Raw genomic sequence first — 14,864 nt, 5'->3', positions numbered from 1 at the left:
GCCGCAGCGCAGCAGTTTGACGTGCATCCGATGGTTGCGCTGGCAACGTATGTCACTGGTCCACAACAGGCGCGCCGCGCCGAGGAGTCCCACATGTCATTGCGCGATGCGTTGCGGATCCGGGAGTCCGAAGTCACCGACGAAACCGTCTATCGCGACCGCCGCCGCCTGCTGGCCCTGATGGCCGCCGCGCCCGCGCTGACGCTGGCAGGGTGTGCCGAAGCCGAGCCGCCGCCGGCATCCACCGCGCGGGTCACGCCCGCGCAGGCGCGCAGCGGTTTCCGCACCGACGAGCCGCTGACGCGCTTCGAGGACATCACCAGCTACAACAACTTCTACGAGTTCGGTACCGGCAAGGGCGATCCGTCGAGCGCGGCGAAGACGCTGCGTACCTCGCCTTGGACGGTGGAAGTGGGCGGCGAATGCGCCAAGCCCGGGCGCGTGTCGTTCGAGGACCTGTTGCGCGGCGTCGCCAACGAGGAACGCATCTACCGGCTGCGCTGCGTCGAAGGCTGGTCGATGGTGATTCCATGGAGCGGCGTGCCGTTGGCCTCTGTGCTGCGCAAGTTCGAGCCCAACGCCAATGCGAAGTACGTGGCGTTCACCACGCTCGCCGACCGCGAGCAGATGCCCGGCCTGCGCTTCCGCTCGATCAACTGGCCCTACCGAGAAGGCCTGCGCATCGACGAGGCCATGAATCCGCTCGCCTTCCTCGCCACCGGCCTCTACGGCAAGCCGCTGCCGCAGCAGAACGGCGCGCCGCTGCGACTGGTCGTGCCGTGGAAGTACGGTTTCAAGAGCATCAAGTCGATTGTGGCGATCCGCTTCGTCGAACGTATGCCAAGCACCGCGTGGAACGATCTGCAGCCGTCGGAATACGGCTTCTTCAGCAACGTCAATCCGGCGGTCGACCATCCGCGCTGGAGCCAGAAGACCGAGCGGCGCATTGCAGGCACCGGCAACCGTCTGCTGGCCAACCGCATCGACACGCGGCCTTTCAACGGCTACGCCGACCAGGTGGCCTCGCTCTACTCGGGCATGGACCTGCGCAAGTGGTACTGAAGGCTGCACCTGCGGCGCGCCCCGCGCGGCCGGCAACCCCGCCGGCGATCATCGCTGCCAAGGCGCTGGTGCACCTGCTGTGTCTGGCCCCGCTGGCGTGGCTGGGCTGGCGCGTGTGGCAGGTGTTGGGCGGCGCGAATGTCGATGTGCTCGGGGCCGAGCCGGTGGTCGCGATCGAACACGAGCTCGGCATCGGCGCGTTGCGTCTGTTGCTGATTACGCTGGCGATCACGCCCTTGCGCCAGATCACCGGCTGGACGGCGCCGCAGCGGTTCCGCCGGATGCTCGGGCTCTACGCATTCGTGTACGCCAGCCTGCATTTCGGGGTGTGGCTGGCGCTGGATCTGGTCGGCGACCTGTCACAGGTGGCCACCGAGATCGCAAGGCGCCCCTTCATCACGGTCGGATTTCTCGCATGGCTGCTGCTGGTGCCACTCGCGGTCACGTCGACCAAGGGCTGGATGCGGCGCCTCGGCCGCAAGTGGGGGCAACTGCACAAGGCCATCTATCCGATCGCTGCACTCGCGGTGCTGCATTTCTGGTGGATCGTGAAATCGGACTGGCGCGAGCCCGCGTTGTACGCAGGCATTCTCGCGGTGTTGCTCGGCTGGCGGGTGTGGAAGGCGGTGCAGAAGCGGCGGCTGGCTAACGCTGCCGGCGCCCGCGTCGCAACGCCCAGACGATAACGCCCACCACGACGACCGGCACCACCAGTACGCCGAGAATGATGATCCAGTGCCAGATGCTGAAACTTCCCATATCGAATCCTCGTGTCCTTGAAATCAGGCGGCGCCGAACAAGAGCAAGGCGCTGAGCAAACCTGCGATCACCACCGCTGCCAGCAGCAACCAGGGCAATGGCAGGCCGCCGCCACGCGATGTCCTGGCTTCATCGACGAGCGCCTGAGGTTCCGGCGCACGGTCATAGCCGGCGCTGTGCCCAGCCCGGGCAGGCGCTTCCACGACGAAGCGGTGGTGGGCGTCGAATACGATCTGGTCACCGGCCTGCAGCACGGCGTCGCGCATCGGTTCACCATTGACCACGCTGCCGTCGGCCGAGCCGAGATCGGTCATCCGCACCATGCCCCCGGCACGTTCCAGACGTGCGTGACGATCGGCGAAGCCCGGTTCGTCGATACGGATATCGGCTTCTGCATGACGGCCGACCAGACGCGGCCTGTCGAGCGTGAAACTGCGGCCGTGATAGCGGCCGCCGACACCGCGCAGCACGATGCGGGGATCGACATCGCTGCTGTCCGCGTCATCGATTTCGTCTGCGGATACGTTGGCGGACATTGGCGTCGTCGACACCAGCCGTAGTTCGTGGCCGTCGACGAAGATCGCATCGCCCGTGCGCAGCATCGCCATGCGCCGTATCTGGCGGCCGTTGACGTGCACCCCCTGCACGCCTTCGGTGACAGTCAGCCAGACGCCGCGGCGATCGACACAGAAGCGCACGCTCGGCTCGCCGCCGTCGGAGACCGGCGTCAACGCGCCGGCGCTGCCACGGCCGATGCCGTGCACGCCGATGTCGAGCGGCAGTTCGGGTTCGTCGGGCGTGGGGAATCGCAGCTTGAGCGCAGTCATGCGGCGGCAATCTAGCACGAGGCCACGTGACTGCACGCGCCGTCACTTGGTCGCGGCGCCCGGTCGACGCACAATGCGCGTCCACGACAACCCGCGGAGCCTCGCATGGCTGGTATCGACATCACCCATCCCCACTCGCTGCCGCCGGCCAAGGCCCGCACTGCGGTCGAAGCCGTCGCCAAGAAGCTCTCCGAGCGCTTCGACATGCAATACGGCTGGGACGGCGACACGCTCAACTTCAGCCGCTCGGGCGTCGACGGCGCGATCGCGCTGCTGCCGCAGAGCCTGCACGTGACCGCGAAGCTGGGTTTCCTGCTGTCGGCGATGCAGGGGCCGATCGAGGCCGAGATCCGTCGGGTGCTGTCCGAGAAGTTCTGATCTAGTCGTCGAGCGCGTACGGCGCGGGGTGTCCGGCGAACAGACGCCGCGACACTTCGCCCTCGTCGCGCTCGATCTCGGCGACGAACGCGTCCGGATCGCCCAGCGCTTCGAACGCGCCATAGCCGCGTTCCAGAAAGCCCTGCAGCTCGGTCAGACCCGCGAGCCGGGCCGGACCGCGCGAGAACGCCAGCAGCGCGGACACGCCGCGCATCTTCAAGGCTTTGCCGAAGCCGCGACCCACGCGGCCGATCAGCCGCACCTGACGCCGGCGCAAACCCTCGCGGCCGACGTCGCGGTAAGCCTCCGCGTACAACGGGTCGTCGAGCTTGCGGCGCCGCGGCGCCAGGCGTTGCAGCGCTTCGACCATATGCAGATCCAGCGCCTGGCTCAGCGCGCCGAGTTCGATCGCGTCCGACACCGTCTCCAGCAACCGCGCCGGCAACAGCCGGCGCATCGTCGGCAGGATCCGGGCGATGTCGGCATCACGCCGGGTGAAGTCGCGATCGCCGTAGACATCGCCGAGGAAAAAGTTCGCGGCCGGTGCGCGCGTCGGGTCTTCGAGGAAGTGCGCGAAGCTCACGCGCAGGCGTGCGGCCTGCCAGCGGCGGAGTTCCGCCAGCCAGTGCGAGCGGGCGCGCGGATCGTAGTCCGGGTCGTGCAGGGCCTGATGCCATGCCAGCCGTCGTGCGAGGCGGGCAGAAATGTCGGATGCCGTCATCGGCGCATCTTCGACGCTGGCGGCGTCTGGAGCAATCCTTCAACACCGGCTGGCTACACTCGGACGGTCCCACCTGCAGGCCTCGCCATGCTGTCGTTGCATCCCGCCCGGCACCGTCGCACCCGCGCCTCGCCCCGCGCACCGAAGATCGGCCTCGCCATCGCCGGCGGTGGGCCGATCGGCGGCATGTACGAACTCGGCGCGCTGCGTGCGCTTGACGAGGCGCTCGACGGTCTCGACTTGACCCGGCTCGACAGCTACGTGGGCATCAGCAGTGGCGCGTTTCTCGCTGCGGGTCTGGCCAACCGGCTCGATGTCGAGGAGATGTGCCGCGCCTTCATCACCGGCGACAGCGACGATCTGGAATTCCGCGCCGAAGACTTCCTGCGGCCCGCGTTCGGCGAATACGCACGCCGCATCGCCGGCCTGCCGGGACTGGCGATGGACTGGAGCCGCGGTCTGCTGCCCGGCGCCACACGCGCCGCGCTGTTCGGCGGTGTGGTGCCGACCGGTGTGTTCGACAACCGCGGCGTCGAGCGTTTCCTCGCTGAAGTGTTCTCGCGGCGCGGACGCAGCAACGATTTCCGTGCGCTCGAGGCGGCGTTGCACGTGGTCGCGGTCGATCTCGACAGCGGCGAAGCTGCGCTGTTCGGCAGCGGCGATCTGGCGGCTGTGCCGATCTCGCGCGCGGTGCAGGCCAGCGCCGCCCTGCCCGGCCTGTATCCGCCGGTCCGCATCGGCGGCCGCGACTACGTCGACGGCGCACTGCGCCGCACGATGCATGCCTCGGTGCTGCTGGAACGCGATATCGACCTGATGCTGGGCCTCAACCCGCTGGTGCCCTATACCGATCGCCCCGCGGGTGCCGCGCGGCGCAAGCGTCGCAGCCGGCCGTTGACCGACGGTGGCCTGCCCGCGGTGCTGTCGCAGACCTTCCGCACCCTGTTGCAGTCGCGCATGCAGGTCGGACTGGCGAAGTACGCGCAGCAGTATCCGGATGTCGACCAGCTGGTGTTCGAGCCCGGCGACGGCGCCTCGGAACTATTCTTCCTCAACGCCTTCAGCTTCTCCACGCGCCATCGCGTGTGCGCACTCGGGTACCGGCAGACGCTGGACGACCTGCGCAACCGCGCGGCCGAACTCGAACCGGTCCTTGGCGCGCACGGCATCGGACTGCGTCCGGAGATCCTCGCCGACGTCGACCGCACCCTGCTCGATGGCCTGCCGCCGCGGCGTACGCGTCGCACCGAAACCACCGCACGCCTGCACCGCGCGCTCGACGATGTCGAACGCCTGATCGACACGCCACCGCGCTGAGCGCCGGTGTGAAACCTCCAGATCGCCGCATGAGGGTGCGATCGTCCTGTCCACCACGTCCGGAGACACCGATGGCCACGTTCAAGAAGACCGCGAAGAAAGCCACCAAGAAGTCCGCACCGCGTTCCAGGCCCGCCGAGGGCGATGCCGCCAGCGGCGAGGCACTGTCGAAGTCGATCAGCGAGTCCGCGCAGCAGATCTGGCTGGCCGGTGTCGGCGCGTTCGGCCGCGCGCAAGCCGAAGGCACCCGCTTGTTCGACGGCCTGATGAAGGAAGGCGCGGGCCTGGAGAAGACCGCGCGGGCCTACGCGAATACGCGTGCGGGCACGGTGCGCAACGCGGTGGAGACCGGCGTCGGCCAGACCCGCGATCGCGCGGCTGATACCTGGGATCGTCTCGAGAAGGTGTTCGAAGACCGCGTGCAGCGTGCGCTGGTCAAGCTCGGCGTGCCTGGCCGTGACGATGTGCAGTCGCTCAGCAAGCGCGTCGATGCGTTGACCGCGGCGCTGCAGGCTAGAAAGTCTGCGCCGGCGCGCAAGGCGACGAAGGCACCTGCGAAGAAAGCGCCCGCCAAGAAGGCCCCTGCGAAGAAGGCGGCACCGCGCAAGGCGGTGGCGAAGACGGCGAAGGCGCCGGCCAAGCGCGCGACGAAGAGGGCTGCAAAAGCGGGCTGATCTCGGGTCGCCACTGGCCCGGCTACGAGATTGTTGGCGCATTCCCGCGGCAACCTTTGTTTCCAGCTCTGATGGCTTGCCCCCCACCCAACCCTTCCCCCGCTTCCGGGGGAGGGCTTCGAGCGACGGTTCGCTCCGATCTGACGCTGATCGGGCGGCGCGCTCGGGTATCCTGCCGCCCTGCAAGCGGACACGGACACCGGCATGACCACGCAGTGGATCGCCGCAATCGGAGTGGCGATCGCCATCGGATGTGCGGCCTCGTTCTATTTCCTGACCTTCCAGCGGCGCCGCGACGAAGCCGCGGCCGGCATCGTCGCGCTGTCGGCGATCTCCTGGCGCGGCTTCATCGGCATGGTGCTGCAGGCGCTGCGCCGTCGCGGCTACGTGCAGGTGGTGGATCTGGAAGATGTGTCCGGCGACCGCGACTACATGCTCGAACGCGAAGGCGCGCGCTGGCTGCTGTCGTGCAAGCACGCCTCGACCTATGTGCTGGGCCGAAACGCCGTACAGGCGCTGTCGAGCGAAGTGCTGCTCAAGAGCGCGGCCGGTGGCCTGCTGGTGACGCAGGGCAAGATCGATGCCGAGGCCCGCGGCGCGGCCGGCAAGCAACGCATTGAATTACTCGACGGCGCGACCCTGTGGCCGGAACTCCGCGATCTGATGCCGGCCGGCGAACTCGACGCGATCCGCGCGACGACCGGCGCCGTGGCCCGTCAGCGCGTGCTGCTGGGCTGGCTGTTCGCCCTGCTGGCAGGCGTGGCCGTATTCCTGGCAATGCCCGATGCCGCGCCCGCGGCCAACGCGACCGTTTCAACGCCGTCGAGCGAAACTGCACCTGCCGCGCCAGTCCGCATCGAAGCGCCGCCGCATGCACCGATCGAAACCCAGCGCAGCGATCTGTCACGTGCGCTCGGCACCCTGCCCGATGTCGACCGTGCGATCTGGGCGACCGGCTCGACGCTGCAGGTGTTCGTCGCCCGCGTGGACGATCAGACCAGCGTCGACGCGATCTGCGCCCTGGTGCTGCGCCATCCGGACCTGACCTCGTCGCGCCTGCAGCTCACGCCGCCGCCCGCCAGCGGGCAGCAGACACGCTTCCTGCAGTGCCGGAGCTTCTGAATCGCAGGCAGCGCACATGCCCGCGACCTGCGGGCGTTACCAGTGCACGCCCCGCATCATCGCGGCGAACGCGATCTGTTCCTGGCTCGGTGTCTCGTCGCGTAGCGCCGAGCGGTCGCCCTTCGACGCCGCCGAATCCGGGAACAGTTCGAACGCGGTGCTCATGACGATCTCGTAGGCCTTCGGCGCAACCGCGTTGACCAGCGCCGCGAACACGCCCAGACGCGTCGTGATGCGGCTGGGCTTTTCGATGATCGCCTTGACCAGCAGCCCGGCCGCCTCGTCCGGGGTGAGTGTCGGCACGCTGTCGTACATCTTGGTCGGCGCGATCATCGGCGTCGCGACCAGCGGCATGTTGATCGTGGTGAAGCTGATGCCCTTGCCCGACAGCTCGCCCTGCGCGCAGCGGCTGAATGCATCCAGCGCCGCTTTCGACGCCACATACGCCGAGAAACGCGGTGAGTTCGCCAGCACGCCGATCGAACTGATGTTGATAACGTGGCCCTTGCGGCGCTTCGTCATCGACGGCATGAATCCCATGATCAGGCGCAGGCTGCCGAAGTAGTTGAGCTGCATCGTGCGTTCGAAATCGTGGAAGCGGTCGTAGCTGAGTTCGATCGAACGCCGGATCGAACGGCCCGCGTTGTTGATCAGCACGTCGACATGCCCGTGCTCGCTCAGCACCTGCTGCACCAGCCGATCGCAGTCGGCGAGATCGGCGAGATCGGCCGTGTACGCGAATACCTTGCCGCCGGCCGCGCGCATCGCGTCGCGCGCGGCGAACAGCTCTTCTTCGCGGCGCGCGACGATCACCGTCACGGCGCCGGCCTCGGCCACGCGCTGCGCGGTCGCCAGACCGATGCCCGACGAGCCACCGGTGATCACGACGATCTTGTTGCGCACCTTGCCCTTGAGCGTGCGGTCGATGAAGAGATCGGGGTCGAGGTGGCGCTCCCAGTAGTCCCACAGACGCCACGCGTAGTCCTCGAGCTTCGGCACTTCGATGCCGCTGCCGCGCAATGCGCGTTCGGCCTCGCGGTTGTCGAAGCGCGTGGGATAGGTGATGAACTTCATCACCTGCTTCGGGATGCGGAAATCGCGCAGCAGCATGCCGACGAAGCGACGCACCGGGGGCAACGCGCCCACCGCGCCGCGGATCGACGGCGGCACGAACGCGAACATCCGTGCGTCGAGACGCATCGTCATTTCCGGCGCATGGCCGGCGCGGCAGAACAGGTTCAGCACCTCGCCCACGCGCAACGGTTCGGGATCGGTGAGATGGAACGTGTGGCCGTCGAGCCGCGGCTTGTGCGCGATGTGGTCCATCGCATCGGCGACGAAATCCACCGGCACGATATTGATGCGCCCGCCCTCGACACCGAGCATCGGCATCCACGGCGGAAACACGTCGCGCAGCTTCTTGATCAGGGTGAAGAAGTAGTACGGGCCGTCACTCTTGTCGATCGCGCCGGTCTTCGAATGACCGACCACCATCGCCGGCCGGTAGATGCGCCACTTGATTCGCGTCTCGCGCCGCACCAGCCCCTCGGACTCGTGCTTGGTACGCAGGTAGGGATCGTCCAGCCCTTCGGCTTCGGCGTACATGTCCTCGCGGAAAATGCCCGGATACAGGCCCGCCGCGGCGATCGAACTCGTGTGGTGGAAGCAACCTGCTTCGAGCGCGGCGGCGAGATCGAGCGCGTGCTGGGTGCCGTCGATGTTGGCGATGCGCTGCGCCTCGAGCGATGCGGCCAGGTCGTACAACGCGGCGAGGTGGAAGAAGTGCTTCACCTTCCCCTTGAGCGCGCGCAGTTGCGCGGTCGAGACCCCGCCACGTTCGGCAGTCATGTCGCCTTCGACCACGACGAAGCGCTTGGCGTCCCAGCCGAGGTCGCGCGCGAGTACGTCGAATTTCTTCCGCGAGTCCTTGCGGATCAGCACGTGGATCGTGCCCTTGCGCTTGAGCAGGTTGCCCACGAGGTGACGCCCGATGAAGCCGGTCGCACCGGTCACGAAGTAAGCCATCGCATCCCTCCACGCCGCCACGGTGCCGGGCGTCGTTCCCGTGGCTACGGTGCCAGAGGCGACGGCGCCCCACAATCGACCGCGGTTGATTCCCTGCGACGACGATGCTGTGATGACGACCGGCTCCCGGGAGGCTCCACGATGTCCGATGTGACGCAGGCATTTGAAGCGGCCGCGCAACGCGTGCAGGCACTCGACGCACGACCCGACAACGACACGCTGCTGCGGCTCTATGCGCTGTACAAGCAGGGCTCGGAAGGCGACGCGCGTGGACCGAAGCCGGGCTTCTTCGACTTCGTCGGCACGGCCAAATACGAGGCCTGGGGCAAGCTCGCCGGCACGCCGCGGGATGCTGCTATGCAGCAGTACATCGCGCTGGTCGACACGCTCGCCGGCTGACCGGCGCTTCGATGGCACGCGATACCCGGCAACGCATCCTCGATTGCGCACTGGCGATGTTCAACACCCAGGGCGAGCCGCGGGTGACGACGAACCACATCGCCGACGAGCTCGACATCAGCCCGGGCAATCTCTACTACCACTTCCGCAACAAGGACGACATCATCGAGCAGCTGTTCGCGGGCTACGAAGCCCGCATGGACGACGCGCTCGTGGTGCCTGACGGACGCCTGCCGGAGCTGGAGGACATCTGGCTGCAACTGCACCTGGTGTTCGAGTGCATCTGGGATTACCGCTTCCTCTATCGCGATCTGCTGGAAATTCTCAGCCGCAACCGCCGTCTGCGCGTGCGGTTCTCGCGCATCCTGCGCCGCGCCAGCGAACGCGCGCATGCGGTGATCGCGGGCCTGGCACGCGCCGGCATCCTGCGCGCATCACCCACCGAGATCGATGCGGCGGCGACGAACCTGATCGTCGTCGCCACGTTCTGGCTCAACTACAGCGCCACGCGTGGCGACCGCGACGAGCAGGTCGCGATCCGCGAGGGCATCGTGCAGGTGATGATGCTGCTCTCGCCTGCACTGCGCGATGCCGAGCGCGTGCACCTCAACGCGCTGGTCAAGGCCTACACCCACTGACGGCGCGACCGCGCCACTTCGAGAGACCACGATGGCCAAGTCCGCATGGGCGCCCGTTCCCCACCCGTCCGACGCATTCGAGTATCCCGGCGACGCCTTGAAGAAAGCCTGGCCGCGGCTGCACGCCGGTGATGCCGAACCCTTCCCCGATACGAAACGCGCACAGGTGTTGATCGACGCCGCCGGCAAGGCCGCGCCCAAAGGCCTCGACGCCGCTGCGCTCGCGACCGCGCTGCAGGACGCCTGGCGCGCGTTCCATGGCGGCGACTTCAAGACCGCGTTCGACGCGGGCAGTGCGCTCGGGCCTGTCGGCGCGTCGGTCGCAGTGAAGGCACTGGGCATTCACGCCACGCATCTGGTGACGTCGGAAGCCGAGCAGCTCAAGCGTTACGAGCAGGCCGCCGCGCTGGCCGAGGCCGCGATCGCCGCGTTGCCCGATGACGCCAACAGTCATTACCGCCGCGCCTATGCACTGGGCCGCTACAGCCAGGGCCTGAGCATCGCCAAGGCGCTCAAGCAGGGCATCGCCGGCAAGGTCCGCGATTCGCTGCGCACCACGCTCGAACTCGCGCCGAAGCACGCCGAAGCGCACACCGCGCTGGCGCTGTACCACGCCGAGATCATCGACAAGATCGGCGCGATGATCGGCGGCCTGACCTACGGCGCGAAGGCGGCCGAGGCCGAGTCGCACATCGCGATCGCGCTCAAACTCACGCCGCAATCCCCGATCGCCCATATCGAGCACGGCAACGTGCTGATGCTGTTGCATGGCGCCAAGAAGGAAGCGGCTGCGGCTGCGGCTTACGAGAGGGCGGCCAAATTGAAGCCGGCCGATGCGATGGAAGCGCTGGACGCGGCGTACGCGGCGGAACAGATCGAGTGATGGGTCGCGTGGCCTGAGCAGAGATTCCGACCTCGACGACGCAAGGTCGCGCTATCCACCAGGCCGTCGCCCCGGCGCAGGCCGGGGCCCAGCGACTCCGGCTCGGGACGCGACTGATTTCTGACCGCGTAAAGGCGCTGGATCCCGGCGTACGCCGGGATGACAGGTTCCGGTTTTCGTCATGCCAGAGAATGCGTGGCACGTCGTCCCGCAATTCGCCCGCAACACCCGCTTGTCGCCAACCCGAATCACCCGTAGAATTCGCGTCCCGATCGCGCCACCCCTTGTGGGTCCAGCGCTGCGGAGACGGCCCAGGCAGTTTGCCCGCCCCTCCGAACGATCCGGGCGGTTAGCTCAGCGGTAGAGCATTGCCTTCACACGGCAAGGGTCACAGGTTCAATCCCTGTACCGCCCACCAGACACCAAGCGTGTGCGAGAAAGCCGGCCTGAGCGCCGGCTTTTTCGTACGCGCGCGTTCCTGCGATTCGCATTCTTCACGGCCGTGCGCGATGGACGGTCATCTCCCTGTGTTTCGCTTCGTGACCGTGCGCCGGTTGAACCGGCGTCCTGCACGTCCGCTGCACGATCCCACGCCTACTTTGGCGCACCTCCAAGGAAGATCTCCCGCAATGCGTGTCCAAGCCGGCTGCGAACTCTCGATCGAAACCGACACCGCCAGCCCGGTCATTGCCATGCTGCGCCCGCGCGACGGCATCGCCAGCTGGCGGATCAACGACCGCTCGGGCTTCGAGCGCAGTCACGGGTTCGATGAGCATGTCGACAGCTTCGGCAATCGCTGCCAGCGTTTCGTGGTGCCGAAGGGACTGACCCGCGTGCGGATCGACACCACCGTCGAGACCACGCCCGATATCCGGGTCGCGCCCGACGCGCCCGCGATCGATCCCGGTGCACTGCCGGCCGACACCCTGCAGTTCCTGTTGCCCAGCCGTTACTGCCCGTCCGACCGCAGTGCGATGTGGGAACAGGCACGCAACGTCGTCGGCGATGCCGCGCCGGGCTACGCCCAGGCCGAGGCGATCCGTCGCTGGATCGCCGCGCATCTCGAATATCGCTACGGCGTCAGCAACGCGAGCACCGATGCGCAGGACACCCTGGCGCACGGCGCCGGCGTGTGTCGCGATTTCGCCCATGTCGGCATCACCCTGTGCCGCGCGCTCGACATTCCGGCGCGCATGGTCGTGGGCTGGCTGCACGACCTCAAGCCCATGGACATGCATGCCTGGTTCGAGGCCTACCTCGGCGGCGCCTGGTACACCTTCGACGCCACCCAATCCGCCCCGCGCGGCGGACGCGTGGTGATCGCACATGGCCGCGACGCCGCCGACGTGGCGTTCCTGACCACCTATCGTCCGCTGCGTACGCTGTCGCTGCGCGTCTGGGCCGACCTCGAGTCTTCTGCCGCTCGCACGTTCGACGACGATCTCGGCCACGCCGCCTGATCCCGGAGCGACCTTGCCATGCAACTGTTCAAGTGCTCGCATTGCGAGCAGGTGCTGTACTTCGAAAACACCGCATGCCTGCGCTGCGGCAAGACGTTGGGCTTCCTGCCGCAGACGCTGACGCTCGAAGCGCTGGATCTCGATGCCGGCGAGTGGGTCACGCCCGCGCGGCCCGGCGCGCGCTTCAAGTTCTGCCGCAATGCCACGCATTCGGCCTGCAACTGGCTTCTGCCCACCAGCGATTCGAGCAGCTACTGTCTCGCCTGCCGGCACAACCGGACGATTCCCAACCTCGGCGATGCCGAACGCCTGGCCGACTGGCAGAAGATCGAAGTCGCCAAGCGCCGGCTGTTCTATACCTTGCTGCGTCTGCAGCTGCCGACGCCCGCGCCGGGCAGCGCTGATCCGCGACCGCTGTCATTCGATTTCCTCGCCGATCCCAAGACCGGCCCACGGGTCATGACCGGCCACGACAACGGCCACATCACCATCGCACTCGTCGAGGCCGACGATGCTGCGCGCGAGGCTACGCGGATCGCGATGGGCGAGTTGTACCGCACTCTGCTCGGTCACTTCCGCCACGAGATCGGCCATTACTACTGGGACCGTCTGGTGCGTGATGCGGGCGATGACGAACTCGCACGCTGTCGTGCGCTGTTCGGCGACGACAGCCAGAGCTACAGCGATGCGCTGGAGCGTTATTACGACCGCGGCGCGCCGGCCGACTGGCAGGCCGCGCACGTGAGCCCGTACGCGACGATGCATCCCTGGGAAGACTGGGCCGAGACGTGGGCGCACTACCTGCACATCGTCGATACCCTGGAGATGGCATCGGCGTTCGGCATCCGCATTGCGCCCGACGTTGCCGACGACCCGTCGATGGAAACCGACCTGTCGTTCGATCCGCATCGCGTTGCCGACATCCAGCGTTTGGTCGACGCGTGGCTGCCACTGACCTGGGCGATCAACAGCCTCAACCGCACGATGGGATTTCCGGATCTCTATCCGTTTGTGATCGCGCCGCCCGTAGTGGAGAAGATGGCGTACATCCACGGCCTGATTCGCCGCGCGCGGCGGGCGGCCGCCGCGCGACCCGCCACGCCGGCCGCACACTGAGCGCAGTGTCCACGACACGACGTGTGGCCTCGTCACCGAGACGAGGTTTGGACGCGATCCGCGAGCTGCACCACAATCACGCCGCGTCAGCGACATAAGTCACGCCGCAGTGTCGCGTTCCGCGTCTTCCGCGCCCCGCCTTGGAGTTGTCATGACCCTGCGTTTCAGCGAATCCCTGCGTCAATCCTGCGCGTCCACCTGGACCCGCGCCGTCGAACACCGCTTCGTGCAGGAGCTTGGAGAAGGCCGCATCGCCGATGAGGTGATGGCCGCCTATCTGGTGCAGGACCACCGCTTCCTCGACAGCTTCCTGGTACTGCTGGGCGCGGCGATCGCGAGCAGCGACCGCTTCGAATCGCGGCTGGTGCTGGGCGGCTTCGTCGGCATGGTCTGCGGCGAGGAGAACACCTATTTCCTGCGCGCGTTCGACGCACTGGGCGTTGACGCCGACACGCGGCACCGCGCGCCCGACACCGCGCCGACTGCCGGCTTCAAGGCGATCATGCGCGAGGCTGCGGCGACGCGGTCCTATGCCGCAACGCTCGCCGTGCTCAACGTCGCCGAAGGCCTGTATCTCGACTGGGCGCAGCGCGTGCCGCGCCCGCTGCCGACGCATTTCGTCCATGCCGAGTGGGTCACGTTGCACGACAACCCGATGTTCGTGGAATTCGTCGCGTTCCTGCAGGCAGAACTCGACCGTGTGGGGCCGGACGATGCCGCACGCGCGCAGGATTTCTTCCAGCGCGCGGTGGACCTCGAACTCGCGTTCTTCGACGCGGCGTATGCGGATGGCAACGCCTGATGTCGCTGTTCGAACGACTCAAGGCTGCGGCACCGAGCGACTGGACAAGCTATGTCGATCACGCGTTCGTGCGCGGCATGGGCGATGGCACGCTGCCCGAAGCCGCGTTCCGAACGTATCTGGTGCAGGACTATCTGTTCCTGATCCAGTTCGCACGCGCCAATGCGCTGGCCGCCTACAAGAGCCGCACGCTGGCCGATCTGCGCGCGGCGAAAGACGGACTGTCGGCAATCGTCGATGTCGAACTCGATCTGCACGTGCGGTTGTGCGAGCGCTGGGGACTGTCGCCTGCCGACATCGAGCGCGCGCCCGAGCATCAGGCCACCGTCGCGTACACGCGCTTCGTGCTCGATTGCGGCATGTCGGGCGATCTGCTCGACCTGCAGGTCGCACTGGCGCCCTGCGTGCTGGGCTACGCGGAGATCGGCCGCGCGCTGGCACCGACGGGCGTCGATGCGCTCGCCGGGCATCCGTATCGCGAATGGATCGGCGAATACGCCGGTGACAGCTATCAGGCGGTTGCTGCGAATGCGTCGCGCCATCTCGATGATCTGGGCGCGCGTTATCTCACTGCAGCCCGCTTCGACGAACTTGCCGCGCTGTTCGGCAAGGCCTCGCGACTGGAAGCCGATTTCTGGCAGATGGGACTGGTGGGACTGGACGCGACAGGAGGCTGATCGC

16 protein-coding genes and 1 tRNA gene are annotated in these 14,864 nt (G+C 67.4%); 14 read left to right on the top strand and 3 right to left on the bottom strand.

All coding sequences use genetic code 11. From position 1 onward, the window contains the following. The first annotated feature begins 93 nt into the window (after positions 1-93). Entirely contained in the window at positions 94-1,062 is a 969-nt protein-coding gene (gene msrP, locus ACZ9YD_RS06280; RefSeq protein WP_465074263.1) for a protein-methionine-sulfoxide reductase catalytic subunit MsrP, read from the top strand. Beyond that, positions 1,059-1,748, top strand: a complete 690-nt coding sequence (locus tag ACZ9YD_RS06275; RefSeq protein WP_465074691.1) for a protein-methionine-sulfoxide reductase heme-binding subunit MsrQ — start codon at positions 1,059-1,061, stop codon at positions 1,746-1,748. Before msrP ends, ACZ9YD_RS06275 begins: the two co-directional genes overlap by 4 nt. A 96-nt stretch (positions 1,749-1,844) precedes the next feature. Here the strand turns inward: ACZ9YD_RS06275 and ACZ9YD_RS06270 are convergent, their stop codons facing one another. After that, positions 1,845-2,648, bottom strand: coding sequence for an FHA domain-containing protein (locus tag ACZ9YD_RS06270; protein ID WP_465074262.1), 804 nt, complete (start codon positions 2,646-2,648; stop codon positions 1,845-1,847). Between the two features lie 105 nt (positions 2,649-2,753). Here ACZ9YD_RS06270 and ACZ9YD_RS06265 point away from each other — a divergent pair, with 105 nt between their 5' ends. Then, positions 2,754-3,026, top strand: coding sequence for a polyhydroxyalkanoic acid system family protein (locus tag ACZ9YD_RS06265; protein WP_465074261.1), 273 nt, complete (start codon positions 2,754-2,756; stop codon positions 3,024-3,026). A 1-nt stretch (position 3,027) separates the two neighbouring features. Here ACZ9YD_RS06265 and ACZ9YD_RS06260 read toward each other — a convergent pair whose 3' ends face one another. Beyond that, complete coding sequence (locus ACZ9YD_RS06260) at positions 3,028-3,747, bottom strand: DUF8198 family protein (RefSeq protein ID WP_465074260.1); 720 nt, start codon at positions 3,745-3,747, stop codon at positions 3,028-3,030. Between the two features lie 87 nt (positions 3,748-3,834). On the opposite strand from ACZ9YD_RS06260, the gene ACZ9YD_RS06255 reads away from it, so the two are divergent. The 3 genes from ACZ9YD_RS06255 to ACZ9YD_RS06245 all read left to right on the top strand — a co-directional run bounded on the left by ACZ9YD_RS06255 (position 3,835) and on the right by ACZ9YD_RS06245 (position 6,860). Then, positions 3,835-5,064, top strand: coding sequence for a patatin-like phospholipase family protein (locus tag ACZ9YD_RS06255; RefSeq protein WP_465074259.1), 1,230 nt, complete (start codon positions 3,835-3,837; stop codon positions 5,062-5,064). 71 nt (positions 5,065-5,135) lie between these two features. Next, positions 5,136-5,738 carry a phasin family protein gene (locus ACZ9YD_RS06250; RefSeq protein ID WP_465074258.1) on the top strand — a complete coding sequence of 201 codons (603 nt, stop codon included), beginning with the start codon at positions 5,136-5,138 and terminating at the stop codon, positions 5,736-5,738. Between the two features lie 204 nt (positions 5,739-5,942). Then, complete coding sequence (locus tag ACZ9YD_RS06245; protein WP_465074257.1) at positions 5,943-6,860, top strand: restriction endonuclease; 918 nt, start codon at positions 5,943-5,945, stop codon at positions 6,858-6,860. 36 nt (positions 6,861-6,896) lie between these two features. Here ACZ9YD_RS06245 and ACZ9YD_RS06240 read toward each other — a convergent pair whose 3' ends face one another. Continuing rightward, complete coding sequence (locus tag ACZ9YD_RS06240; protein WP_465074256.1) at positions 6,897-8,885, bottom strand: SDR family oxidoreductase; 1,989 nt, start codon at positions 8,883-8,885, stop codon at positions 6,897-6,899. Between the two features lie 141 nt (positions 8,886-9,026). Here ACZ9YD_RS06240 and ACZ9YD_RS06235 point away from each other — a divergent pair, with 141 nt between their 5' ends. From ACZ9YD_RS06235 to ACZ9YD_RS06200, 8 genes are all read left to right on the top strand, one after another. Then, a complete protein-coding gene (locus ACZ9YD_RS06235) occupies positions 9,027-9,284 on the top strand; it encodes an acyl-CoA-binding protein (protein WP_465074255.1) in 258 nt (85 codons plus the stop codon). An 11-nt stretch (positions 9,285-9,295) separates the two neighbouring features. Then, positions 9,296-9,922, top strand: a complete 627-nt coding sequence (locus ACZ9YD_RS06230) for a TetR/AcrR family transcriptional regulator (RefSeq protein WP_465074254.1) — start codon at positions 9,296-9,298, stop codon at positions 9,920-9,922. A 31-nt stretch (positions 9,923-9,953) separates the two neighbouring features. Next, complete coding sequence (locus ACZ9YD_RS06225) at positions 9,954-10,805, top strand: hypothetical protein (RefSeq protein WP_465074253.1); 852 nt, start codon at positions 9,954-9,956, stop codon at positions 10,803-10,805. A 343-nt stretch (positions 10,806-11,148) separates the two neighbouring features. Next, positions 11,149-11,223: transfer RNA gene (locus ACZ9YD_RS06220), tRNA-Val, on the top strand. A gap of 211 nt (positions 11,224-11,434) precedes the next feature. Then, positions 11,435-12,265: a transglutaminase domain-containing protein gene (locus tag ACZ9YD_RS06215; RefSeq protein ID WP_465074252.1), complete on the top strand. Its 831-nt coding sequence runs from the start codon at positions 11,435-11,437 to the stop codon at positions 12,263-12,265. An 18-nt stretch (positions 12,266-12,283) separates the two neighbouring features. After that, positions 12,284-13,381 carry a zinc-binding metallopeptidase family protein gene (locus tag ACZ9YD_RS06210; RefSeq protein ID WP_465074251.1) on the top strand — a complete coding sequence of 366 codons (1,098 nt, stop codon included), beginning with the start codon at positions 12,284-12,286 and terminating at the stop codon, positions 13,379-13,381. 151 nt (positions 13,382-13,532) lie between these two features. Continuing rightward, the gene (locus ACZ9YD_RS06205; RefSeq protein WP_465074250.1) at positions 13,533-14,183 is read left to right on the top strand and encodes a TenA family protein; all 651 of its coding nucleotides are present in this window, start codon (positions 13,533-13,535) and stop codon (positions 14,181-14,183) included. Next, positions 14,183-14,860 (top strand): TenA family protein, encoded by a 678-nt coding sequence (locus tag ACZ9YD_RS06200; protein WP_465074249.1) that lies wholly within the window; start codon positions 14,183-14,185, stop codon positions 14,858-14,860. Before ACZ9YD_RS06205 ends, ACZ9YD_RS06200 begins: the two co-directional genes overlap by 1 nt. Positions 14,861-14,864: the final 4 nt, after the last annotated feature.

It is taken from the genome of Luteimonas sp. AC640a (assembly GCF_979256585.1).
The sequence above is the reverse complement of the archived record's forward strand: the minus strand, read 5'-3'. Positions and strand labels throughout refer to the sequence as shown.

Coding starts and splice junctions, on each gene's coding strand:
- ACZ9YD_RS06225 (WP_465074253.1), top strand. CDS start 9,954: ATGGCCAAGTCCGCATGGGCGCCCGTTCCCCACCCGTCCGACGCATTC.
- ACZ9YD_RS06240 (WP_465074256.1), bottom strand. CDS start 8,885: ATGGCTTACTTCGTGACCGGTGCGACCGGCTTCATCGGGCGTCACCTC.
- ACZ9YD_RS06245 (WP_465074257.1), top strand. CDS start 5,943: ATGACCACGCAGTGGATCGCCGCAATCGGAGTGGCGATCGCCATCGGA.
- ACZ9YD_RS06210 (WP_465074251.1), top strand. CDS start 12,284: ATGCAACTGTTCAAGTGCTCGCATTGCGAGCAGGTGCTGTACTTCGAA.
- ACZ9YD_RS06230 (WP_465074254.1), top strand. CDS start 9,296: ATGGCACGCGATACCCGGCAACGCATCCTCGATTGCGCACTGGCGATG.
- ACZ9YD_RS06215 (WP_465074252.1), top strand. CDS start 11,435: ATGCGTGTCCAAGCCGGCTGCGAACTCTCGATCGAAACCGACACCGCC.
- ACZ9YD_RS06205 (WP_465074250.1), top strand. CDS start 13,533: ATGACCCTGCGTTTCAGCGAATCCCTGCGTCAATCCTGCGCGTCCACC.
- ACZ9YD_RS06235 (WP_465074255.1), top strand. CDS start 9,027: ATGTCCGATGTGACGCAGGCATTTGAAGCGGCCGCGCAACGCGTGCAG.
- ACZ9YD_RS06255 (WP_465074259.1), top strand. CDS start 3,835: ATGCTGTCGTTGCATCCCGCCCGGCACCGTCGCACCCGCGCCTCGCCC.
- ACZ9YD_RS06260 (WP_465074260.1), bottom strand. CDS start 3,747: ATGACGGCATCCGACATTTCTGCCCGCCTCGCACGACGGCTGGCATGG.
- ACZ9YD_RS06270 (WP_465074262.1), bottom strand. CDS start 2,648: ATGACTGCGCTCAAGCTGCGATTCCCCACGCCCGACGAACCCGAACTG.
- ACZ9YD_RS06265 (WP_465074261.1), top strand. CDS start 2,754: ATGGCTGGTATCGACATCACCCATCCCCACTCGCTGCCGCCGGCCAAG.
- ACZ9YD_RS06200 (WP_465074249.1), top strand. CDS start 14,183: ATGTCGCTGTTCGAACGACTCAAGGCTGCGGCACCGAGCGACTGGACA.
- msrP (WP_465074263.1), top strand. CDS start 94: ATGTCATTGCGCGATGCGTTGCGGATCCGGGAGTCCGAAGTCACCGAC.
- ACZ9YD_RS06250 (WP_465074258.1), top strand. CDS start 5,136: ATGGCCACGTTCAAGAAGACCGCGAAGAAAGCCACCAAGAAGTCCGCA.